General features: G+C 74.7%; 1 protein-coding gene. It reads left to right on the plus strand.

The annotated features are described in order from the left end of the window. Nucleotides 1-72 precede the first annotated feature (72 nt). The gene (locus FJK98_RS13945; protein WP_145919397.1) at nt 73-25,308 is read left to right on the plus strand and encodes a hypothetical protein; all 25,236 of its coding nucleotides are present in this window, start codon (nt 73-75) and stop codon (nt 25,306-25,308) included. Nucleotides 25,309-25,337 lie beyond the last annotated feature (29 nt).

A 25,337-nucleotide genomic window follows, 5' to 3' on the forward strand; every position in this document is an offset into this window, starting at 1 on the left:
CGCTGTCCGCAGCAGGCGGGCAGTGGTTTGCGTGACACCTGACAACGGCACGACGACGAGGGGTGGTCTCCGGTGGCGATCGAGGTTAGCGCCGAACTGGCGAACTTCCTGCGCTTCCTGATCGGGGAGAAGTTTCCCAGGGCCAACGAGACCAACCTCTTCGCCACCGCCGAGGAGCTGCGGCGGGCCGCCGAGCTGGTGGCCTCGTCGAGCGAGACGTTCGGCGACGGGGTGCGGGCGTACCGGGCCGGGGTGAACGGGCAGGCCGAGGACTCCTTCGTCGACACGATGGAGCGCTACGTCCTGCACAGCCCGGGTTACCTCGGTCTGGTGTCGAAATACACCAACCGGATGGGGGACAGCTACCGGGGCACCGCGACCGAGGTGCAGTACGCCAAGCTGATGATCATCGCGTCGTTGCTCGCGCTGATGCTCGAACTGCTGGCGGCACTGGCGATCGCCTGGATCAACCCGGCCGCCGCGCTGGCCCGGCTGGCCGTCGGCAGGGTGATCATGCGGATCATCTTCCAGAACGTCACCACCCGGGTCCTGTTCCAGGTGGCGATGGCGCAGGCCGTCGGGATCGGTCTCCAGACGGTGATGGACCGGCTGGTGCAGCTCTACCAGATCCGCAACCACACCCGCGACGGCTGGAACGACGAGCTGACCCGCGCCGCCGCCGAGGTCGGCTCGCTCGGCGGCGCGGTCGGCCTCGGCCTGGGCGGGCTCATGCAGGGGCTGGAGCGGTTGGCCCGGTCGACGAACATCGGCCGGCGGGTCGGGCTGACCGCATCGTCGAACACCCCGGAGCCGCACGGGTTCCGGCCCGGCGAGGCGGCCCAGGAAATCGCCAACGAGGGCGTCAGCGAGTGGCTGACCGAGTTCCTCTACAACGGCATGACGACCGGCGAGTGGGACGCCGACGGGGCGGCCGTCATCGCGGGTGCGCTCTCCGGGGTGGCGAGCGTCGCCGGCACCGCCATCGGGCAGCAGCTGAACAAGGCCACTGTCGGTGACCGGGACCGCAAGGCGGACCCGTCGGCGCTTGCGGACCCGGTGACGGACGAGCAGTTGCCCGCGTACGACCCGGTCCGCCTGCCGGCGTACGACGAACCACCGTCGTACGCCGAGGCGGTGGCCGCCGCGCCGCAGGTGGGTGCCGGCGCGGGTGGTATCGGCACCGGCGGTACGTCCCTCGGCGGTGTGACGCCCGGTGGTGCGACCCCGGGCGGTGCGGGTCGGGGTGGTGCGGCGGGGGGTGCGGGCTCCGGGGCCGGGTCGACGGCCCGGCCCGGTGCCGGTGGCGGTTCCGGCGACGCCGACGCGGCCCGGCCCCGGCCGGTGGACGGTATGTCGACGCCGCCGGGGGAGCCGGCCGGGCCGGAGCCGGTGGACCCGGGCGGCCTCACCGCCGGTGGCAACCCCGGCCTGTCGGACCTGTTGACCGCACCCGACCTGTTGGGTACGCCCGGCCTGTCCACCGCGTCGGACCTGTCCGCAGCGCCCGGTGCGCCCGCATCGGTGGACCTGTCGGCCGGTTCCTCGGCGGGCGGACCGCAGCCGGTCGGCGCACAGGTGGTGGGCGGACCGGGACCTGTCACGCAACCGCCGGGCACGCCGCCGGGGGTCGGGTCGGGGCCGGGGGCGCAGGCGGCGGGCGGACCGCAGCCCGGCGCGCAGCCGGGGGCCGGATCGGGGGCCCGGCCGCAGCCGGTGAACACCTCCGTGCCCGGTGCATCGTCGGGCGTACCGGCGGCGGGTCCACAGCCGGTGCCGGTGGGCACGGTGACCGCCTTCCCCGGGACCCCGGTCGACGGCCGGGGAGCCGCCCTGGAGCAGCGTCTGACCGGGGTGCTGCCGCCGTACGACGGTACGGCGATGGACTGCGTGATCCGGCTGGCGGCGGTGGTCGGTGAGTTCTCGGCCATGCCCCGGACGACCCGGGACGACATCGCGGTCGACTCCGCGCGCCCGGAGCGGGAACTCGCCGCGCAGCTCGGCGCCGAGTGGCAGCCGGTCTCCGACTGGGCGCAGGTCGTCGGCCCGGTCCGTGCCGCCGGTCCGAACGCGTTGGCGGCGGTGCTGGTGGAGCCACCGAACGCCCCGCGGCACGCCTTCGCCCTGGTCAACGACGGCGGTGAGCTGTTCTGGGTGGAGACCCAGGCGACCGAGGGCCGACGGGTCCGGCCGGTCGGCGAACCGCCGGAGCTGCCGGTGGGCGCGCGGGTCATCATGCGGGACGGGCAGGGCAACCCGGTGCCGGTGACGCCGGGCGGCACGGCGACCGTCCGGGCCCTGGTGGACCCCGCCAGCACCAGCCGGTACGGCATGTCCCGGCCGGACCCGACGCCCCCGGCCCCCACCCCGGCCGGCCAGCCCGTCGACCCGGTGACCGTGCCGACGGTCGAGCGGTTCACCCTGACTGCGGAGGGGCTGCCGGCGGACCTGGTGCGGGTGCCGGCGAACGGACGGTGCCTGCCCTATGCGGTCCTGACGTCCGCGCCGGGGCTGGTGTCCCACCGGTTGGAGCGTGCCGGGCTGCTGACGGAGGAGCTGGCTCCCTGGCTGGCGGAGGCCGACGATGTCCACGCGGCGGCGCGGTGGCACGCCGAACAGCTCTCCATCGGCGCGGCGTCCGTGCCTGACGACGCGCCGATGAACCGCACCGCCGACGCCCTGACCGATCTCGTCGCCAGGCATCTGACCACACACCGGGCCACCCTGCCGACGGTGATCCCCGCGATCCGTCAGGCGCTGGCCGACCGGGAACAGCTGGACCCCGGTCCGGTCTCCCGCGCCGACCGGATCGCCCTGCTGGAGCGGCACGGGTACACCGACCTGACGGGGCTGACCGACGACGATCTGTCCACCACCTACCTCGACTGGTACGCCTTCCAGGCCGGGCCGCTGACCGACCAGGAGTTCGACGTGCTCCTGGCCGCCGTACGCGACTGGTCCCGATCCTGGCGGGAGCCGGTCGGCCTGGCCCTGCTCCCGCTGTTGGCGTACGCGCTCGACGTGCAGTTGAGCGTGCGCAGCCGTGCCGACGGCCGGGAGCGCGCGAGGTACGGGCCGGCGGACGCCCCCACGATGACGGTCTACCACAACGATCGCGACCACTTCGACGCCTCGTCCGCCGAGACGAACAACCCGACCGCCCCCGAGCCCCCGGCCACCGCCGAGCCTTCGTCGGTTCCCGAGACCCCGGTCGCTGCCGACCTCCCGGCCACCGCCGATGCCCCGGTCACCCCGATCACGCGCGACATCCCGGTCGTCGCCGACACCTTCGGTGGGTCGAACACCCCGCAGAGACCGGTCGCCGAGGGTACTCCCGATACGCCCGCCACCCTGGCTGCCGCCGCGACCCTCGACGACCCGCCGGTCGGCGCGGATCTCGACGGTGCCTACGGGCCGGCGGTGCGGGCGGCCCGCATCACGCCTGAGGAACGCGACGACGCCGGGGACGTACGCCTCAATCCGCTCTGGTACCGGTTGGCGGACTTCCCCGCCCACCTGCTCGACCCGGCGGGGGCGCGGTCCTGGCGCTACGTGGTGGCCGAGGACGGCGAGATCTACCTCGGTGCGGCCGACGCGGCCGCGGCGATGCGGCCACGGGACTTCCGCGCCCTGCTGGCGGGGATGCGGCAGCACGATCCGGAGCTGACCGCCGAGCGGTTGCGGGACCAGCTCGGCGGGCAGGGCCACGCGGGCCTCGCGGTCGGCTTCGACGCGCGGGGCCGGGCCATCGAGCGGCACGCGCGGGTGGGTGGCGAACTGACCTGGAACGAGTCGGCCCGGCGCTGGCAGGTCGACGACCGCTCGGCGCAGTACATGGGGGCGACCCGCCCGGCGGTGAGCCCCGACGAGGTACAGGGCTGGTTGGGCACCGTCGCGGCGGCGGTCGGCAACCGGTTCGACCGGGACGTCACCCCGGTCCGGCACACCCCCGACGACGCCGACCCGGTGGCCACCGTCACCGTCGACTTCGCCCCCGGCCAGCGGGCGGCCGAGGACGGGCAGTGGCCCGAGCTGGACCTGTTCGTCGACCAGGTCGTCACCCAGGCCCGCCGCGCGTGGGAATCCGACCGGCCCCGGGTGGTGCGGGTCCGGATCGAGGGCGGCGGCAACGGCGGCCGGCTGCTGCGGCGGGGGGCCGCCCGCACCGGGCGGCGGCGGGCGGCCTCGCTGGCGGAGCTGGTCGGCACGATGGTGGCGGCGCGACTGAGGACCGAGGGGATTCCGCCACGGATGGTCCGGGTCGACCAGAGCAGCCGGGGTGCCGGCCGGTCGAAGGCACCCGGCGGCACGCAGCGTCCGTCGACACCGCGGCAGCGCCGCCGGGCGGTGCTCTGGACCGAGCCGGGGCCCGCCTACGCCAACCGGATCCGCCGCCGGGAACCCGCGTCGACCGACCGTGCCGGCCGGGACCGGCGACGGTCGCGCGGGTCCGCCCCGGCCGGACGGGCGGACCGGCCCGCTGCGGGCCGGCTGCGGCAGGACCCGGACGGGACCTGGTGGTTCGGTGGCAGCCGGGTGGTGACGCACGACGTACCCGGCCGACCGGGAAGCATCGCCCTGCTGTCGGACCGGGAGTGGCGTCGGATGGCCCGCAACCCCCGGCTACCCGCCGCGACCGACGGGGTGACGGTGCTGGTGCACGGGGCCGGCGACCGGTTCCGGGTGCCGCTGCGCCACACCGACGGCCGTACCGGCGAGGTGACGCTGACCGTCGACGAGCTGCACACGCTGCTGGAGTCGCCCGAGCGGGACGGCCGGCGGCTGGCGCTGCTGTCCTGCGCGGCGGGTCGGATCGGCGCGCGGTCCGTGCAGCGCCTGGCCGACCTGCGCGACACCGACGTGTTCGCGCCCGAGGGCGACCTGGTGGTGGCCGGGACGGCGGAGCACCTGCCGCTGTCGGTCGACGGTCGGCCGTGGGCGCTGTTCGTGCCCGACGGCACGGGGGCGTGGGACGTGGTCAACGACGAGATCGTCGACCCCGACCGGTCGGACGCGCCGTTCGCCGTGCCGTTCGCCGGCTACGCCAGCCGGGCCGGTGCCGCCGACCCGGACGGCGTACGGCTGACCAACGCCCCGCTGCCGCCGACCGGGTGGGACCGGATCCGCATCATCGGGGACGGGCTCTGCCTGCTCAGTGCGGTCGCCGTCGCGGTGCCCGAGGCGATGGCCGGCATCCCCGGCATGCCGTCGGACGCGGTGGACCGGCTGCTGCGGGTACGCCGCGCGGGCGTCCACGACACCGACCTGACCGACATCGACACGGCGCTGCGGGAGGAGATCCTGCGGCGGGTGGCCGACCCCTCCCCGGCGATGGTGGAGCTGTTCGACCAGGTGGCCACGACCTGGCTGTTCCCGGTCGGATACGACGTGCAGACCACCCTGCTCGACGCGGTCGACACCTGGGACTGGCAGCGGCTGCTGCCCGGCCAGGACGATCCGGACGACGGTGGCCGGGTCGGTGACGTGCTGCCCCTGGTGATCGGTGCGGCGCTGGGCCGGCCGGTGTGGCAGGGGCGGCTCGACCCGCCGTCGGTGACGGTGCTCTGGCCGGACGGCGACGGGACGCCGGTGCGGTTGCTCTACAACGGGCACGACCACTACGACGCCTGGGTCCCCGACGCCCTCGTCACCCCGGTCACCCCGGTCGACGTCCCCGACGACGACGGCGGCCGGACCGTCGACACCGGCGACAGCGGCAAGGAGCCCGACTGGCGAGGGGTGGCCAGCAGCCCGAAGCGGCGGGGGGTGCTGTGGCCCTGGGACGGCGAGGAACTGGCCACGACGGTGACCACGCTCATCCGGCAGGTCGACGCGGTGGACCTGCCGGGCCAGCACCTGCTCGTCCTGCTCGCCGACGCCGAACGTGCACTGCTGCTCGGTGGACGGGTGCTGCCCGAGGCGATGCTGGACGCCTTCTTCGCCGGCGGGCACAACGGCGGGCCGTGGGCGCCGACCATCGACGTCGATCCGCGGGCGCCGCTGGTGCTCACCGTGGTCAGCGACGACGACGCGAACGCGGTGGCGTTCGGTCGCTCCGTCGAGCGGGAACTACGCCGCCGCCTGGACGTGGGCCAGGCGGCACCGGCCCACCTGAGCGTGGTGGTCATGCAGGAGTCCCAGGTGCCTGCCGAGCCGGTACGGATACCCCGGCTCCGCTTCCGGCTCCCCGTACCCCCCGCCGGGCAGCTGTCCCGGGCGCAGCTCGCCGGCCTGCCCGAGCGGGTCCGGCAGGCGTACGTCGCGCTACCCGACTACACGGCCGGCGACCCGTCCCCGGCGTACGAGCGGCTGTCGCAGGACCAGCGGGAGCAGCTGCGGGTGGCGGCGCAGCAGGCGACGCCGCCGCACGCGGAGTCCACCCCGCCCGGCCCGGTGCGGCGGGTGACCGTCGCGGACACCGGTCTGGCCGACGGTCTCGGCGGGCACCGGGGCTGGTTGCTGCACGGCGGATGGCCGTCGACGGTGGCCGACTCCAGCGGTACGGCCCCGGTGGAGCTGGCCGTGGCGGCCCCGGCCGACACCACCCGGTTGGTCCGGCTGTCGTTGCCCGCGATCGAGGACCAGCCGGCGCTGGAGGTGGACGCGCTGGTGGAACCGCCGGCAGGGGCGTCGCTCGACGTCGAACCACGCCTGATCACCGTGGTCCCGCTGTGGCGCAACGACTTCGTCGACGGCCCGGTGGCCCAGCCGATCACGGACCCGCCCGAGATGGTCCGCCGGGCCTGGCAGTACCTGATCGAGGACACGGAGCAGACCGAGACCACCGGGATCCTGGCCGAGCGGTCCGACCAGCACGACGACAGCCCGCTCGACGGGATCGAGCGCCGGATGCTGCAGGCCCGCGTCCTCGCCGCGATCCGGGAGACCTTCTGGGAGACGTTCGGGGATACCCCGGCGTACGCCGCCGGGCTGGCCGCGTTCCTCGAGATGCCCGAGGACACACCCCTGGCCGACTACTGGCAGAACGAACCGGTCCGCGAGCTGATCATGCGGCGTCCATGGCAGCTGCTCTCCGGGGTGCTGGTGACCTACGTGGACCGGTACGGCTGGCGGGGCGCACACCGGATCGTCGTACAGCCCGGCCGGCTGGACGCGGAGTCGTCCGACGCGCTGGTCACCCCGGACGGCACCCGCTACACCGCGGCCGACTACCTGGCCCGGCTGCCGACCACCGGGGGCACCCGGGTGCTGTTCTTCCCGGACCTCGACCACGCCGCCGTGGTGGATTCCGGCTTCATCCGGGCGGTACGGGCCTCCGCCATCGTCGTCCTGCCGACGCTGCTGCCCGCCGACGTGCACTGGATCGTGCTCGGCGCCAGTGCCGTCACCGGCGCCGAGGTGAGCCAGCTCGTCACCCAACTCGACGGAGCGCTCGCCCGGGCCACCCTGCACGCCGCGGACCCGGTCGAGGGCCGTGAGCTGGCCCAGACGCTGCTCGCCGACCCCGCCCTGCGGATCTACGAGGACGACGACTGGCTCACCGAGATCTTCGACAGCGGGCTGCTGGCCACGCCGACCGAACCCGTGCGGCTGCTGCTCGCCCGGGCGGAAAGGGGAGACGTCGCGAGCATCCGAACGGAGTTGCGGGAGGCCGGGGTCCTGTTGATCGATCCAGCCGTGCTACCGAGGCACCGCGTGCTGATCGAGATCACCGATCCCCGTCCGGAGCTGGTGCAGTCCTTCCAGACCACCCGTGGTGGGACACGCTGGGCGCAGTTCCTCTTCGACGGCAGGTACGCCGCCGACCATCCCGACACGTGGCGGGTGATAAGGGAGCCCTGGTCGCGCATCCAGTCCTGGCTGGCCGTCCTCGACCCGGGCCGGACCTATCCCTGGGACCAGTTCCTGCTGGCCATGGCACATCGGGACCAGGTTGCGCGGCGCATCGGTGAAACCCCGGGCGCCTGGCCGGGGGCCGGTCACCGCTTCGCCCCGGTGTCGCCCGCCGCACTGGCGCAGGTGCAGGAGTTGTTCGCCGGCCGGTCCGACCGGGAGGGGGTGATCTGGACCGAATCCGCCGAGTCGTCGAGCCCGACGTTGTTGCTGGTCGACGCGTCCGCCCGGAGAATCGTCGATCATCCGATGGTCTACTTCGTCCCGCAGCCGCCGGAGGCCCGGGCGGTGGTCACCATCCCGCAGCGCGAGGACCTGAGCGGCCGGGGGTTGGTCGTCGCCACCGGGCAGCTCGCCGGCGACCGGCTGACCGGCGACGGCTGGGAGGTGACCGCCGACGAGGTGATCGGGAGCGAGGCGTTACGGGCGCACCCCCGGGTCGTCCTGCTCGACCGGTCGCCACCGGAGGGAAGCCCGTTCGTCCAGCGGCTGCTGGAGCGGGGCGTCGGCGTGCTCGCCCCCGACGCCGATCTGACCGGCTGGACCGCCGTCTACCAGCTCCCCGGCTGGCAGCTGGAGTTGACCGGCCCGGACAGCGCGGACCTGCTGCGCGAGCTCCGGCACGAGTTCGACGCGGTGGTGCTCAGCGCGGCCATGGCCCGCCGCCGGACCCCGACGCAGACCGCGCTGGTCCGCGCGGTCTTCGACCTGCTCGGTCGGCCGTACGGGCAGGAGGTCGTCGACGGTCACCTGCACCTGCACCTGGACCGGTGGGCCTCGGCCGAGGCGTTCGCGGCCGAGGCCGGCCACGACGGGCTGCTCCTCGTCGGCGACTCCGACCAGCACCAGCACGACCTGACCCTGCGGGTCCCCGTCGACCAGGTCCGGGTGTTCCAGCGCTGGTCCGGGGAGGAGCTTCACCTGGTCACCGTGGACCCGGCCACGATCGCCCCCGTCACGGACTTCCTCCGCGACCGGATCGCGACCGGCCCCGTCGTCCGCTGGACGCCCGACCTGGGCCGGGCGGCGCGGGCGGCGGACGTGGGCCAGCCCTATGCGGACCACGTCACGCTGGGCGGGCTGCCGATCTCGGCCGGCCACGTCGACGACCTGATCCGGACGACCCGCGACAACCCGTCGTGGCGCGGCCTGGGCTGGGCGGTGGACCCGGATGCGGACGACGATGCCCTGGTGTGGCTGGGCCCGGAGATGGCCGCCATGGAGTTCCCGGCCGACGGGGGTGAATCCCTGCTCGCCGTGGGCATGCCGGCGTCGGCCGTGCCCACCGCCGACCGGTACGGCAACGGCGCGGTGCTCTGGTCGGCCGGTCGCTCCGGCCTGCCGGCCTCCCTGCGTGCGGCGTTCCGGGTGGCCGTGGTGCCACTGTCCGAGCTGGACGACATCGTCGACGGTGTGCGGGCGGGTTTCCCCGCGGCCGACGCGGTCGCCGTCCTGACGGAGCGGCTGCCCGAGGGGACCCGGATCATCGTGGTGCCCGGCGAGGTCGAGTCGATCGCGGAGATCCCCGAGATCTTCGACGCGGTGTTCGCGGTGGTGACCCGCTCCACCGTCGGCGACCCCGGAACGTGGACGGCGTACGCGTGGTCCGACGAGGAACAACGGATCGGTGTGCTGACCGGCGCGGACCTGTCGTACGTCGTCGCCGGCGTGGCCGCCACGGACCCGGTGCTCCGGGAACAGAACGTGCCGGCCCCGACGATGCTGGCGCTGCCGCAGGCCGCCGTGCGGTTCCTGGCCGACACGGTGGCCGCCCGAGACGCCGACCCACCCGTCGGGCACGCCGTCACCGATGTCGCCTTCGTCGCCGTCGAGGAGATCAGCGCCGACGACCGCGTGTACACCCTGCCGGAGGGTTCGGTGATGCGCGTGATGGCACCCGGTCCGGACGGGGAGCACGTCCTGCACGGCTGGTTCATCGACGGGGACATCCTGGCCGAGGCCGGGCACGACATCCTGGGTGAGGAGGACGGATCGCTGGCTACCGCCCTGCCGAGCCAACTCGCCGACGACCTGTCCTACGACCGGCGGCTCGCGCTGCTCGAACTGGCCCGTCTCGTCGGAGTCGGACAGCCCGTCACCGAGAATCCGCTGCGCCAGCACGGGATCCGCCCGGCCGACCGGACCTTCGTGCCCGACTGGACGGTGCCGGTCGGCCCGCCGGGCGGACCGGCCTGGTGGGTCGGCGCGGACGTGTCGGTCATCGAGATCACGTCGGCCCCCGCCGGCCGGCTTCCCGCCCGGCGGGTGCTGGCGTGGGAGGTGACACCCCCCGCCACCGGCACCGGGCAACCGTCCGACGACGTGCCGCCGCCGCAGCTGATGGCGGTCCCCTACCGGGACGGACCGCTGCTGGGAGTCATGCCCGACCAGGTCTGGGCGTGGGGGCTGGGCCCGCTGCTGGGCGAACGGGGTGTCCTCGTCGAACCCGGCGTGGTGAGCGGCGACGGGGTGACCACCGGGCGTCCCGACGGGCGCGGCGCGCTGCCCGCCGACGATTACCGGGTGATCCTGCCGGACACCGCCGCCGGCCTCCCCGTCGTCGTGCTGCTCGACACCGGTACGGCGGCGGAGGACTTCGCCGGGGCGCTCGCCGCGCAGGCGGCCGTGGTGCTGGTCCGCACCGGGGACGGACAGTGGCGGGCCCATCATCCCCGGCCGGGCACCGGCGTTCCCGAGGTCATGACGGGAACTCAGGCGTACCAGCTGTTCAACCGGGCCGTCGCGGCGGTCACCGCCGAGCTGGCCGAGCTGGCGGGTGCGGTCAACGACCTGGGCCAGGAGTGGGGCGGGACCATCCCGCCCGACGGCGTCAACCTGTGGGGCCGGCTGTCCGGGCTGCCCGCCAGCACCTTGGCGGACCGGGCCGCCCGGCTCGCCTCGGCCCTGTTCGGGATGGACCGGCTGCGGGCCGCTGTCGACGGCCCCTCCGGCGAACAGTCGGTGGGACGGGTGCTCACCCACCTCGGTCTGCCCGGAGCGGCGGGGCAGCACCCGGCGTTGCTGGCCCGACGGCTGCACGCGCTGCAGTTCGCCCCGGTGCCGGTCACGGCCCTGGGGCTGCTGCCGGCCAACGCGGTCGCCCTGGTCTGGCTGGGCGACGCCGTGGTCCTCGTCCATCGCGCCCCCGACGGCACGCTGACGCTCGTGCGGCCACAGGCCGAGGCAGCCGACCGGCTGACCGCGCTCGACCCCGACGGGCTGACCGAACCGCCGTGGATGCTGCTGGCACGGGGGCGGCTGGTGGCGGTGCGCGTCGCGAGTGGCCATCGGGTGCTCGGCGGCGAGGTCGTATCCGAGCCGCCGCCGTATCCCGCCCAGGAGCGGCCGGCGGACCACGACCCGGACCTGCCTTCCGACTTCGACCAGGACCCGTCGTCGGACTCCGACCAGCACCTACCGTCGGACTGGGAGCCGGATCAGGACGCCTCGTCGGATTCCGACCGGGACCCGTCGTCGGACCGGGAGCCGGATCAGGACCCGTCATCGCATTCCGACCGGGACCAGTCGTCGGATCGGGAGCAGGATCAGGACGCTTCGTCGGACCGGGACCCGGATTCCGCGTCGACCGGCGCGGCGGTGACGGAGCCCGGCTCGGTCGACACCGCGTCGGTGTCGACCGGCCCGACGGAAGGGACCGCATCCACCACGGCCGGCCCGTCCCCGGCAGCGCTGCACGCCGCCGGGGAGGCGCTGCGCCGGCTGCCGGCGGCCCGCCTCGCGGCCGGCCGGCAGATCCGTCGGGGCCGCCCGTCCCTGCCCCGGCTCGCCGGGTGGGTCGACGCGGTGCAGGTCGACGAGGCCGGCGCCACCGAGGCCAGCTCCCGGGTCCGGGCGGTCAGCGCCCACCTAGCCCTGCACGGTCGGATCGGCGACCTCCCGGTGACCGAAAGGGCGGTGACCGCGCTCAGCCTGGACGGGTTCCACCGGGCGTTGGGCGGGCGGCCGGTGGCACCCGACGCCGGCCGTCCCGGTTCGCTGGTCCAGGCGCTGACCCGCCGACCGGGCGCGATGATCCTGGTCCACGAGCAGCCTGCGGACGGGCCTGCCCGGGTGTTCTGGCTGGTCGCCGACGACCGGGACGGTGCCGTGGTGCCCCGGGTGGTCGACCCCGCCCGGCCGGGGGTGTTCGCCCGGTCCGCCGCCGACGACCCGGCCACCGCCGTGGCGCTGACCCGCGCCGGCACCACCGTGCTGGCGGTGGACGCCCGTGGCGACGCGATGGACCTGGCCGACTTCCTCACCCCGTCGCCGGCCGGCCTCACCCGGGCCACCGGTGACCCGGCGCTGGTCGTGGCCGACGCCACCGACCTGGTCCAGGCCATGGTGCGGCTGGTCGACGGCTACTTCGGGCGGACACCCCGCACTCTCGGCGGGCAATTCACGGTGACCCCGGAGACGATCCCCGGCACCCTCGCCGCCGCGCTGGGCGGGCAGTTCGAACCGCTGCACGACGTCGAGGCCACCGTCGCCGCGCTGCGCGCCGCCCCGGGCTCCTTGGCGCTGGCGTACCTGCCCCGGGCGGAGGCACCCGGACATCTGCTCATGTTCGTCGTCGAGCCCGGGTTGGCGACGGTGCCGGCCCAGCTCATGGTCGTCGGGGTCGACGCCGCCGACCTCAGCGACGCCGACCTGACCCGGGCGCTGTCCACCGGACGGGCCCAGGTGCTGCTGCTCGACGCGACCGGCGCGGCCCGCCAGGTGCCGGGCCGGGAACCCACCGCGGAGCAGGTCACCGCGGTCCGCACCGCGGTCACCGCGCAGCCGCTGCTGATCGGCGTGCCACACACCGACCACCCGGCCTGGGGCGACAGGCTCGGCGCCCAGGTGACCCGGCGGTTGGCCGCGCTGGGCGTGACCATGGCCACCGCCCGGCCGCTGCTGCACGCGCTGGCCACCGATCCCACCGAGTTCCTGCACCACGGCTCCGGCCACCCGGTCCGGGTGGGCCGGGACAGGCGGTTCGCCTGGGTACGCCTGGTGCCCCGGCCGAGCGACACCGACGAGGTGCGGCTCGCCCCCGGCCTGGGTGGCATCGAGGACCGGCGTACCGCAGGTGTGTCGGCGTCGACGTGGGCGCAGCCACAGACCACCACCGCCCGGGTCGTGGTGCCGGTCCCCGCCGGGGGCGTCGGGGTGACCGTCCTGGGTGGTGTGCTGAGCAGCCGGGCGGTCCGAACGATCGGCCAGTCCCTCACCACCGGGGACAACGGGATGATGATCGGGGTACCCGACTCGTTCCTCACCCGCAGCGCGGTGTTCGTCCAGGTGGAGATCACCGAACGGCCCGCCGCGCCGACCTGGGCCGACGTCCCGGCCACCTGGGTGCCCGGCGACGGCGACCGCTTCTGGTTCCGTACCCCCGAGGTGCTGGCCACGATGCGGCCGATCAGCGACGGCACCGCGCTGACGGTGAGTCGCGCCGGGGCGGCGTTCCTGCGGGACGCGAGCTACCCGGTGGAGGTCGTCGACGACGGCGCCCTGGCGACCACCGTGCTCTCCGGCATCCCCGACGTGGTCCGTCGGGGGAGCAATCTCAGGGTCTGGCGGCTCTGGGGCGGCCAGCGGGCCCTCGACGCGGTGCAGCCCGGCGCGACCGGTCTGACCGCGACCAGCTCGTCATGGCTGCGCCGGCCGGCCTACGCCCAGGGGGTCCGGCCCACCCTGCGGCTGACCCGGCTGACCCCGATCGGTGAGCTGCCCGAGTCGGCGCTGCTGCGCGCGGTGGCCTCGGCCACGACAGGTCAGTCGGTGCAGTCCGCCTCGGACCGGGGCGGCTTCCTCGCGGTGCTGATCGGCCGGGCGTTCGGCCTGTTCCGGCTCTCCGCCGGGCCGAGCATCTCGGTCGTCGACCGCCGTGCGCAGGCCATCGCACCGCAGGTGGAGACCACCGCCGGACAGGAGACGGGCGACCACGCCCTGGGGCTCTACCTGGCGGAATACACCGGCACGTTGCAGTGGAGCATGCACCGGTCGGTCACCCGGTCGCTGGCGCACCGGGGGCTGCGGCGCGGGGCGCAGCCGGTGACGGTGCGGACGCTGCTGGTCGTGCCGCAGCAACACGTGGCGGAGCTCTCCCGGGTCCCCTCGACGGCCCGGCCCGACCGGGAACTGGTCGCCCTGCTGGCCCGCACCGTCGAGGAAGACCCCGACGACCCGCGTGCCCTACCCGACTACCTGTGGCAGGGCGACCGGCTGCGCATCGGACGCGGCTTCCTGCACGGCGGGGATCTGGTCGCCGGCCTGGTCGCCGACCGGCTGCGGCAACTGCTCGACGACGACCGTAACGCGGTGTACCGGCAGTACCTGCCCGACTGGGACAACCCGCGGGTGCAGACCGCCCGGATCCGGCGGGCCCTGGACCGGCTGGGCAACGAGGAACGTCTCTCGGCGCAGAACAGCCCCAGCCGCTACTCGGCCCGCCTGTTGGGCACCGCCGACGGGGAGCTGCTGATCGAGCTGCGGGTGCGGGACATCTTCTCGGGTCGGGCGCTGGAGGTGCGGATCGGGGTACGGCGTCGCCACCCGGACACCGCACCCCGGTACCTCGGCCGGCGGGGCACCCACCCGGACCCGGTCACCGCCGACCTCCCCGAACCCAGCGACAGCGGGTCGAGCGAGTCGGAGGACGACGAGCCGACGGTGAAGCTGCGCACCAGCCAGGGCCGGGCGCAGGCGGCGACGAACCGGGCGGTCCGCAGCGTCGCGTCGGGCGTGCAGGCGGGCGCGTCGGTGGGCAGCGACGCGCTCGGCGGAGCCGCCGGGATCGGGTTGCGGCTCCAAGGCGTCTGGCGGGACGTCATCGAGGTGACCCAGGGCAGCCAGGCCGGCGTCGTCGGCGTCGGCGGCGGCGCGGTCGCCGTGTTCGCCGACGACGTCCGGTTGGAGCTGTCGGCGTCGGTCATCGTCGAGTACCGCGGGTTCCTCGCCGACACCTGGCGGTGGCTGGCCGACCAACCCGTGCAGGCGCAGCCACTGCGTTTCGCCGGGGACGCCACCATCGACCTCGAACTCGGTTTCTCGGTGCCGTTCACCCAGACCATCGCGGTCGGGCAGCCGCAGCCGGTCGTGCTGCCCACGCCGGCCGGCACGCCGAGCGCGGGCATCGTGCTGCGCGAGGCGCTCGGTGAACTGCTGCCCGCAGCCGTGACCCCGCAGCGGCAACGGCTACGCCACCTCGGGGCGGCACTGGCCCAGCACACCGTCACCCACCACGTCCACGGCCTGCCCGAGCTGCGCGAACAACTGCTGGACGCGTTGCGGGGGGCCACCGCGGACTACATGGACGCCGGGCACCTGCCGTCCGGCACCGGCGGTCGTCGGCGGGGCACGGCGTTCAGCGGCGACATCCCCGGCACCCCCCTGCACCAGTGGCTCAACGCCTTCGTCGACCAGGGCCACCTGGCGGCGCTGCTGGCACCGGCGACCCAGCAACCCCAGCCGGTGCACGCCCCCAGCGTGGTCGTCGGCGACGACGTGCCGGTCACGGTGTTCGTCTTCGCCGAGGTGACCGGGCACGACCAGGCACCGGCCGGCGCGGTCACCGGCGACGGGTACGAGAGCGCGGTCGCCGGGTACGCGGTCCGCCGCTCGGCCACGGACCGGGGTGGACAGTTCCGGCTGGAGGTCGGCGGGGGCGGCGCGGCGTGGCGAGCGGCCGAGCCCGGCGCCCCCGCCCAGCCCGGTGACGCGGGTGGGGGAACGTCGGGCGGCCAGGCACCCGCCCCGAACCCCACCCAGCCGGCCGCCCGCACCCCCACCCAGCCGCCCGCGACCCTGGCGTTGCGCCTGTTCGGCCGGCGGCAGATCGAGTGGACCAACGGCGAGACGGTCCTCGCCGTCGCCGAGGTCGAACGGACCATCAAGCACTCCGAGTCCCGGACCGTCCTGCTGGGTGTGCACGGTCGACTGCGGGTCCACCTCGCCGTGGTGCTCACCGAGCCGAAGTGGGTGCTGTCCGACCGGTCCTTCACCCGCTACCAGCAGGTGGGCGACGTGTCCCTGCTGGGTCAGATATCGGCCGAGGAGTACCGGCAGGCCGTCGGTACCCCGTTGGGCGGCTGGCGGCTGCCGCGCCAGGTCAGCCCACCGGCGGCGCAGGTGATGCACCAGACCAGCCGGCTGGTGGACGCCCCTGCCATCGGTCAGGCCGTGCTGGGCTGGCTGCGTTCGCTGCGCCTCGGCGGCGACGAGGGAATGGAACTGGTCGGCCACGACCGCAACACCAGCATGAACATCAGCACCGTCCTGCACCACACCGACCCGGTCACCGTCGCCGCGCACCTGGGCGACCTCTTCGACGGTGGCCTGAGCTTCGTGCTGCGCTACCCGGGACTGCTCAGCCGTCCGGCGGTGCAGATCATCGTCCGGGCGGTACCGGCCACCGACCCGCCACAGGTGGGTGAGCTGCGGGCGGGCGCCAGCAACCTGGAGTTGAGCACCGTCAGCGAGGTCGGCGGCGGACGCCAGTCGGGCGAGGCCGTCACCGACGAGGTGGTCCCGGTGGCACACGTCGGAGAGCGGGCGGCGCTCAACGCGCTCGGGGCGCTGGGGCGTACCGCCGCCGGCCGGTCCAGTGACGTCACCCTCGGCCGGGCGGTCAGCGCCGTCGAGACCCCCGGCCCCTGGCTGCCGGTCGACTACGGGCCACAACGGCTGGTCTTCACCGCCCACCGTCGCCGGCAGGAGATCGGCCGGCACGAGATCACCGTGCCGCTGCGTACCGAAACCGCCGCCGAACACCTCAATCTCACCTACCGGCCGGCCGGCCCGGCCACCGTGCTGCCCGACCCGGCCGCAGTGACCGACGCCCGGCTGACCGTCGGCGGGACGGACGGGCCGCTGCGGCTGGTGCCGATCCCGGCCGACAACTGGCTGGCCTGGCGGGACGCCGCCGTCCCGGTGCCCGACCGGTATGTGGCGCTCGGCTTCAACGGAGCCGCCGCCCTCCAGGCCACCGCGCTGCGGGCGCTGCGGATCGTCGGCTCCGGACCGACGGTCGGGATGCCCGGAACGACCCTCAACTACCAGCTGATGACCCTGCTGGGACGGACCCACCTGTGGGCCGCCACCCCACACCGGATGGCCGGCCCCTACGAGATCACCCTCGCCGACGGGTACCGGCTCGTCCTGCACACCCGGGTCACCGCGGTACGGCTGGACACCATTCTCGTGCCCGCTGAGGGAACCTCCGGTGTCGGTGGGGCCGGCCGGCACGGCGACGCCCGGCTGGTGGCCCGGGCCGACGCCGCCCTGCCGGACACCCTCGGCACCTCGGTCGGGGTGGTGCCGGCGCTCGGGCTCTCCGTGCCGGGCAATTCCAGCCAGCAGGAGGCCGCCGGGCACCGGACCGACGTGATGCGGCTGGGACTGGACGACGAGGGCGCGCGGGCGAAGGTGTGGTGGACCACCGAGACGGTCGTCGTCGCCGAGCACACCGACCTCACCGGCACCCGCCGTACGGCCGTGCAGGTGACCATGCCCGATTCGCAGCCGGTGCTGGTCGATCAGGCCGCAGCCCTGGACCACCTGCTGGCCGGTGACGCACCCGGGAGCGCGCCCGTCGACCGGGTGGTCGTGGCCGGGCTCCTGGAGCAGGCGGTCCACGCCGCGAAGCAGGCGCAGAGGGCGCTGAAGTCCTGGCGGGAGCTGGAACGGATCGCCCTGGTCGCCGAGTTCCCCGGGGACGCCGGCACCACCGGCGACACGCTCGCCGGGGCCGCCGCCGCGAACGCGGCCGAACGGGCCGAGGCGGAGGCGTCCGCCCGTCGCCGGTGGTGGGAGGCCCGCGCCGAGGTCGAACGGCTGGTGGCGCTGGCCGCCGGCCACCTCGGCCGGAGTTCCGCAGCCGACCCGGTTCTGCTTCCCCCGACCGACGGCACCGATCCGACGCCGCCCGGTGGACGACCCGCCCCGACGGCGGCCGGGCGGCAAGACCCGGTCGAGCCGGTCGAATCAGTCGTCGACGACCGTGCGCCGGCCGGGTCGGTCGCAGCCGTAGCCCCGGCCGGGCCGGCACCGTCACCGGCGATGGTCCGTGAGGTCACCGACAACCAGTTCACCGCACTTCCTCCCCCCGCCGCCGGGGAGGTCGTCGATGTCAACCGCAACGGCCTCTGCCTGCTCGAATCCGTGGTCGTCAGCGCGCTGCCCGAGGTGCGCGGCCTGCTGCCCGACGGGTACCACGGGCAGCTCGACGAGATCCAGGCCTGGCGGGACGCCCGAGGGCCCGTCGACGTGACCCTGCCCTACCGCCTGCGCCCACTGGTCCTACGGGTTGCCGACGGCCTGCGCGCCCAGATCCATGCCCTGCTCGTCGACGGCCGGCTCGCCGAGGTGGAACAGGTGATCGCCGACGGCGGGCTGCTGGGCCGGGGCGTCAGGGCACAGCGGCGGGTACGCGTCCAACTCGCGCGGACCGTCAGCAGGTGGCAGGCGGACTGGGCGGCCGATACCGGCGACTACCTCGTCCTGTTGGTCGGAGCGGCGCTGCGCCGGCCGGTGGTGCTGGCCACCCCCGTCCCGTCGGCCCGTCCGGCCGCTGGCTCCCGGTCGACCGGCGACACGGCGACGGCGGTCCGTGGTCAGGCCGCCGACGACGCTCAGGCGAACGTCGGAGGCTGGTCGATCCGGACGGTCTACAACCCGCGCTTCGACGGTGCCGAGGCCCGGATCAGCGAGGGACCGGTGCTGCTCTACCTGGCGAACGGCCACTACCGGGCGTGGCTACCGGAACCGGACGTGCTCGATGTGGCCCGGGCCCGGGAGGAGGCGCTCGAACTGCCCCGCCCGACGGTCGACCTCTGGCGCGAGAGCACCGATCCGGCGACCCTGCGACCCACGACGACCGGGAGCGATCCCGGGTACGGCGCTGCGGACAGCGACGCCTTGCTCAGCGACGCCGTGCTCAGCGACGCCGAGAGCGGTGCCGGGTCCGACGGTGCCGTCGTCGGCCATCCGGGCGGTCATGCCGGCGTGCCCCGGCCGACCGGCCGGGGACGGCACCCGTTGACGCTGGCGGGGTTGGAGACGGCCGTGCAGGAGACCCAGGACGTGCAGGCTGCCGTCCGTCCGGCCGGCCCGGTGACGGATTGGCGCCCGCCCGAGGATCCGTTGTCGTGTCTGGCTCTGGCCCGTCGGTTCGCAGTCGTCCTGCATCCGGGCATCGACGGGTTCGTCCGGCCGGGCCTGCGGGTCGGTCGGACCCGGGACGACGCCGCGATCGGCACCCGGTGGGCCGGCGATTTCGCCGGTGACCGGTCCGACTGGGCGGTGGTGGATTCCTGGGCGCAGGTCGAGCGGGCACTCGGCGCCGCCGTGCCCGGCACCGCCGCCTTCGTCCTGCTGGAACGCCCCGGCAGCGCCCCCGGGCACGCCTTCGCGGGGTACCGGCTGGACCGGGAGACCGATCCGGTGCGGTGGGTGCAGTTCGGCGGCGACCGGGGCGCGGTGCTGCTGCCCCGGGCCGCAGCGGACAACCGGCTGCCCCGGCTCAACGCCCTCGGCCCGGAGGTCGCCGCCCGTGCGGTCCTGGTGGATCCCGAGGGCACTGTCGATCCGGCGGCGCTTGTCGACGCCGGGACGTTCGCGCCCGTCGCCTCGACCTCGGTGGCGCGGGCGATCGTGGACGCGCCGGTGAACCGGACCTTCCTGGGCCATGGCACGGAGTTCGAGTTCTTCGAGATGCTCGACCTCAGCGCGGCCGCCGACATGTTCACGGGAGCCACCGCCGAGACGCTGCCCGATCGGGCCCGGACGAGAGCGCTCGCCAGGGACCCCGCGGGAACGACAGTCATCGAGGTGGAGACCAAGACCTACTTCCGCGACAGCGGCGACGGCCAGCTCTACCGGCGACCGGCCCCGAAACGGACCAAGGAGGCCGTCGCCATCCTGGAGGTCATCGTCGGCGTCGTGCCCGACACCGACGCCGAGATGGACGCCCACCACGGCGGCGAGTCGTTGTACCCGGCGATGACCGCGTTGGGTCAGGCCCTGTCGGCGCTCACCGGGCCCGTCCCGTTCGCCCAGCTCCTGGGCACGGTGCAGGCCGCCGGTCACCTCCCCCAGGTGGTGCTGACACCGCTCGGTCGCAAGGCGAACGTCGGCCCGCGCCCGTCGGACAGCGAGCCCGGCGCCCGGGTGCACCACAGCATCGGGGTCCCGCTCGCCGGTGCCCACTCGTTCCTGAGCTACGTCGCCCGGCACACCTGGCGCAGCCCGACGAGTGTGTCTCCCTCCTACGCCCGCCCCCACCTGGAAGACGCGTTGTCCTTCGCCGACACCGTGGCCGACCACTTCGCCGACGGGGGCGGCAGCCCTCGGGACGTCGCGGAGCTACGCGGGTTCGCCACCGTGCTGTACTCCAACACCGCAGGCGTCGCCGGAGCCTGGCTCCACCGGGGTCTGGTCAAGGAGAACGTCGCGGCGTTGTCCCGGCAGGACATGCGGATGCTGCTCGACGCGTTGTCACCGGCGGCACAGGCCTATTTCCAGGCCAACTTCACGGAGATCGCGCAGTTGTTCCGCGGGATGTTCACGGACCGGTTCCCGGATCTCGAAGAGCGCTTCGAGCTGAGGACCGGGGTCAAGCTGGCCGGTGACTTCTTCCAGAACGGCGCCTTCGTCGACAAGAAGAACAACAACAAGCAGCAGTCGATCATCGACTACCTCCGTGGAGACGTGCGGCAGCATCTCGGGTACGGCGGAATGACCGTGATCAACGGTTTCGACACGTCGAACGGTGCGCTGCCGCTGATGGTGCTGGAGGTCCGGTACTTCGGCGCGCAGCACGTCGACGGCGCCACCGCCCAGGTGGAGGCAGCGGTCCTGCGCCGGGAGGCCGGGGCGGCCTTCGACGAGGCGCTGCAGGTCACCGGCGTGGCGGTGGAGCGTCCGGGGGGCCTCCAACTGGCCCTGCCCGACCGGGAACTCTGGCCGATGTGGCGGCACGCCGGCCCGCCCGGCCTGCTCACCGTCGAGTTGCCGCTGTACGCGCCGAACTGGTCGCTACGCCCCCTGTTGCCGGTTGCCGACGACGTGACGGCGATCCGTGTCGTCCAGCATGCGGGCCTTTCCGAACACTACGTTGCCCTGCAACGGCTCGCGGACCTCACCGGCCGGCCCGTCTACGCGTTGGCCGGGGAGGCGATGCCGAGGTGGGATCCGGATGCGGGGGAGCTGCGGGTCGACTGGCCCGACGGCACGCGGCCCTGGCTGGAATTCCTGCCGGCGTTGTACGACGCCGACAGCGACCGGGGAATCCGGCGGGGTGTCGACCCCGACGGGGTGCTCGTCCCGCTGGACGACCGGGTCGACCTGCTGGAGCCGACGACGGTCCACCTGAACCTGTATCCGCCGGACGTGGCGCACGTCCTGCCGCCCCTCTTCGGCACCGAGGACCCCGACGTGCTCGACCTGGTGCCACTGATCCAGGCGTCCGACAGCCGCCAGCTGATCTTCGCCGGTCCCGACGCACCGACGTACCTGCCCGGCTGGGCGACGACCGTCGTCGAGACGGTCATCGCCCAGTCGACACCGGTCGAGGGTCTCGTCCTCGTCGGGCACCCGCTGCCGCACGCGGCGGCGCAGACCCTGGTCGACGTGCTCGGACAGGCGGTGGCCGAGCAGCCGGGACTTCTCGTCACACCGGTGGTCCTGACCCACGGGGCGGACATCGACATCACGACGCGCGCCGGCGCGGCCCGGATGGTGTCCACCGACGACGGCCTCGGCGGATGGCGGGTGTTCCGGCCGGACCAGAAGGGCCGCACGAGTGCCGTCCCCGACGACCTGCGCGCGGTGATCACCACCCCGACCGTGGCACCGGAACAGCCGCAGGACACCGCGGACCCGCTGGGGCCCGACGGGGCGGAGCCGGCCCCGCCCCGCCCCGAACCCCGCACGGTGCCGCGCGGGGAGGACGAGCCGTTGGAGTGGACGATCCGGCGCGCGATGGCACAGGTCGCGGTCCGCGAGCACCACTGGGTCGACCCGGTCAGCCGGCCCGGCCCCGCCCGGGACGACCGTTACGAGGTCGTGTCGCGGTTCGAGGCCCGCCGGTTCCGGTACGGCGGCCAGCCGGTGACCGACCTGACCGTACGGGTGTGGCTCGACGACGACACCGGTGGAGCCATGCTCGCCGCCCTCGAACGGGGGGTGAACCGGGTGTTCAACAGCAGCGCCGACGCAACGGCGTACCGGCTGCCCAACCGGTCCGGCGACCTGCTGCACGTGACCGTGGAAAAGGCCGCCTCCCCGCAGGACGCCCACCTGCGGGTGCAGGTGATCGACGAGGGGCCGACCGACCAGTTCCACTGGCGTCACGACTCCCTGGAGGAGGAGCTGGTACACGAGTTCGCCCACCAGCTCGGCCTGCGCGAGGAGTACCGCGACGACACCGCGCCGCACCGCCCGAACGTGCCCGGCAGTCTCCTCGGCGACCTCGCGGGACTTCCCGGTGATGCCCTGACCGACGAGGAACAGGCGGCGCTGTCCGACGAGGAGAAGGCCCAGCTACGGGGCATGCGGTGGGCCGGGCTGCGGTCGCGTCACCTCCACCTGCTGGCGGCGCTGGTCGGCGAACCGGACGCCGACGGGGAGTACCGTGCGGTGGACCCGGTGCTCCGACCGATCGGTGTCGCGCCCTTCGCACCGCAGACCACGACGGACCAGGCGGGGCAGCAGCCTCCGGCAGCCGATCCGACGGTTCCGCCGGTCACGGCGGCCGAGGTGGAACGGACCTGGCGGACCCGGCCCGAGCGCCTCGGCTTCGAGGCCCCGGTCCGGATCGCCGCGGACCACGCCGTCCGGGCGGTTCTCGACCGGGTGGATCTGCTCCGCCGGCCGTGGGACCTGGAACTGCTCGGCGACCTCCCGCCGTCGGCGGCCGCCGGGGACCACCAGCGGCTCTCCCCGGCTGAACCGGTAGGTGACTGGGCGGTGTTGACCGGACCGACCCGCGATGCGATCTCCCGGCGGGCCGCGCTGGTCACCTCCTGGTTGGCCGGCCTGCCGCAGCAGGCGACAGCCGGCACGGCGCTGGAGTTCGGTCTGGTGCTGGGCGTGCCCCCGGAACTGCTGGCCGATTCCCGGGGCAACGCGGTGGCCCGCGTCCTCGCCGACGCCGCTGCCGACTTCCTCCGGGGCCAGCTCGACGCCCAGCTCCCCGTCGGGATGCTCCCGGTACGGGTCCTCGTCGAGGTCACCGACTTCGACGGGGTCGTCGACGGGGTCCGCGAGCAGGTCCGGATGCAGGTCGAGCTGTCCCTGCGCCGGGTGCTCCCCGGCCCGGTGTACGCCGACGATCCGACGTCCGGCAGCGCGGTCGGCGGAGTCTACGACGGTCGGGACCTCCGGGACGACGTGCTGCTGCGCGTCACCGAGGCGCGGCAGGCCCTAGCCGGGCTGCCCGCCGGGGAACCGGAGACCGCGGCGGCGGTCGTCGTCCACCGGCTCGGCGGCGTCCTGGTCCGGCTGCTGCCGGTGCTCGTCACGCCGACCCTGGCCACCCCGTTCGCGGCCCACGCCGCACAGGTGCGTGGCGTGCTGGACGAGTTCCGGTGGCTGGTGGGCCGGTGGGCGCAGCAGTGGCGCACCGGCGACATCGAGGTCGCCGAGCTGGTCACCCGCGCCACCGGGACGCTCGACGTGATCGTCGACCTGGCGCCGCTGATCGAGCTGGCCCCGGCCGCCCATCGCGACCTCGACCTGACACCGCTGGTCGACGGCCACCAGCCGGACGACGCGGACCACGTCGCGGCGCTGGCCCGGTTCCGTGCCGAGCTGACCCGGCTGCGCGACGCCACCGGGATCGCGCTGGACGGGCCGATCATGCAGGTGTACGGCTGGCAACTGCTGACCCAGGCACTCGGGGCGCTGTGGTTCGGCATGACCGAGGGCCCCGAACCGATCGCCGACGGACGCCTCCTCGGGGCTGCCGGTGCGGCGCTCGACGCGTACCACGAGGTGGTCGGCGGGCTCGGTGCCGGCACCGCCGATCTCGCGGCGTTCGACCGGGCCGCCGGGGCCGTCGGGGTGCTGGCCGGCTGGCTGCGTCCCCGCCCCGACCAGGCGGCGACGGACCGGGACCTCGCCCGGCTCGACGACGCGCTGGCGGTGGTGGGTCTGCACACCGACGCGCAGCTCGACCGGCTTGCCCTGGACACCCGGGAGGCGATGCTCGACGGGCTGCTCGACGCGGCGACCGCCGCCCTGGACACGTTCCGGATCAGCCGCGACCCCGGCCGGGTCGGCCTCGCCGGGATCCCCGGCGCGCCGGGCCCGCTCGCCGACTGGATGACGCTGCTGCGCACCCTGCAGCAGATGAGCGCCCTCTGGAACGGCGGGGAGCCGGACCTGCCCCGGCTGCGTGCCATGCACGGCCTCGCCGGACAGGTCCGCGACGGCATCGCGGCCGGTCGGGCCGACTTCGTCCGACTGGCCAACCGGGAGGCTCCCGGTGGCGACCCGCGTGCCGTGTCGGACCGGGTCCTCGACGCGCCGGCCGGCGGGGCCCGCCCGCCCGCGCCGGTCCGATCCGCCGGTGGTGGGACCGGCCCCGGAACGGTGCGGCCCGGCCCCGGTCAGGTCCTGCTGCATCTGGTCGTCGAGGTGCCCCGGGGGCGGCAGAGCGGGTCTGCGGAGCCGGTGTCGACCGACCTGTACCAGGACCCGGCCACCGGACGGGTACATGTCACGACCGGTGACCCGTACGCCCCCGTCGCCGTGTTCACCCGGCCGGAGACCGCGTACGGGGTGGCCCGGGGGATGGCCGAGCACCTCGCGCAGGTGGGTCTGCCACCCGGCGACGGCCCGGTGGTACGCCGGTTCGTCGTCGACACCGACGCGTTCACCGCCCCGGACGACGCGCAGGTGTACGTCTTCCCGGCCCGCGACTTCGCGGCCCTGGTCGGCCGGGCCGAACCCGGCTCGCTGGACAGCTACGCGACCGACCCGGAAACGGTCGACGACACCACCCGGGCACTGGACACGCTCGCCGCCGCCGACACCCCGGTCGTCACCGTCGACGAGGCGAGCCGGATGCTGCCGACGCAGGAGCCGAACGCCCGACACCGACCGCGCCCGGAGCCGGCCCCGGTCGCCACCGGCGACCCACCTGCCGGCACCGCCGTCGACCCGGTCGTCCGGCGGGATGCCGGTCCGGCCGGTGCCGTCCCGCCGGGCACGGTGCCGGCCGGTCCGGTCCCGTCGGGCACGGTGCCGCTGGGCGCGGTCCTGGCGGGTGTGGTGCTGGCCGGGGTGGTCCTGCCGGACACCATCGTCGTGCCCGGTCTCGGCGACATCCTGGTCACCGGACTCCCCGGCCTGCCGGTGTACCCGCCCGGCGCGCGGCCGACCACACCCGCCCCGGTACCGGACCGCCCCGGCAGCCGGCCACGCCGTCGGCAGCGCACCCCGCGACCGGCGGCCGATCGGGGGTGAACCGGTCCGCTCCGGTGGCCGTTGTGGAG

Origin of the sequence: Micromonospora sp. HM134 (genome assembly GCF_007833915.1) — a bacterium.
GTDB lineage: Bacteria > Actinomycetota > Actinomycetes > Mycobacteriales > Micromonosporaceae > Micromonospora > Micromonospora wenchangensis.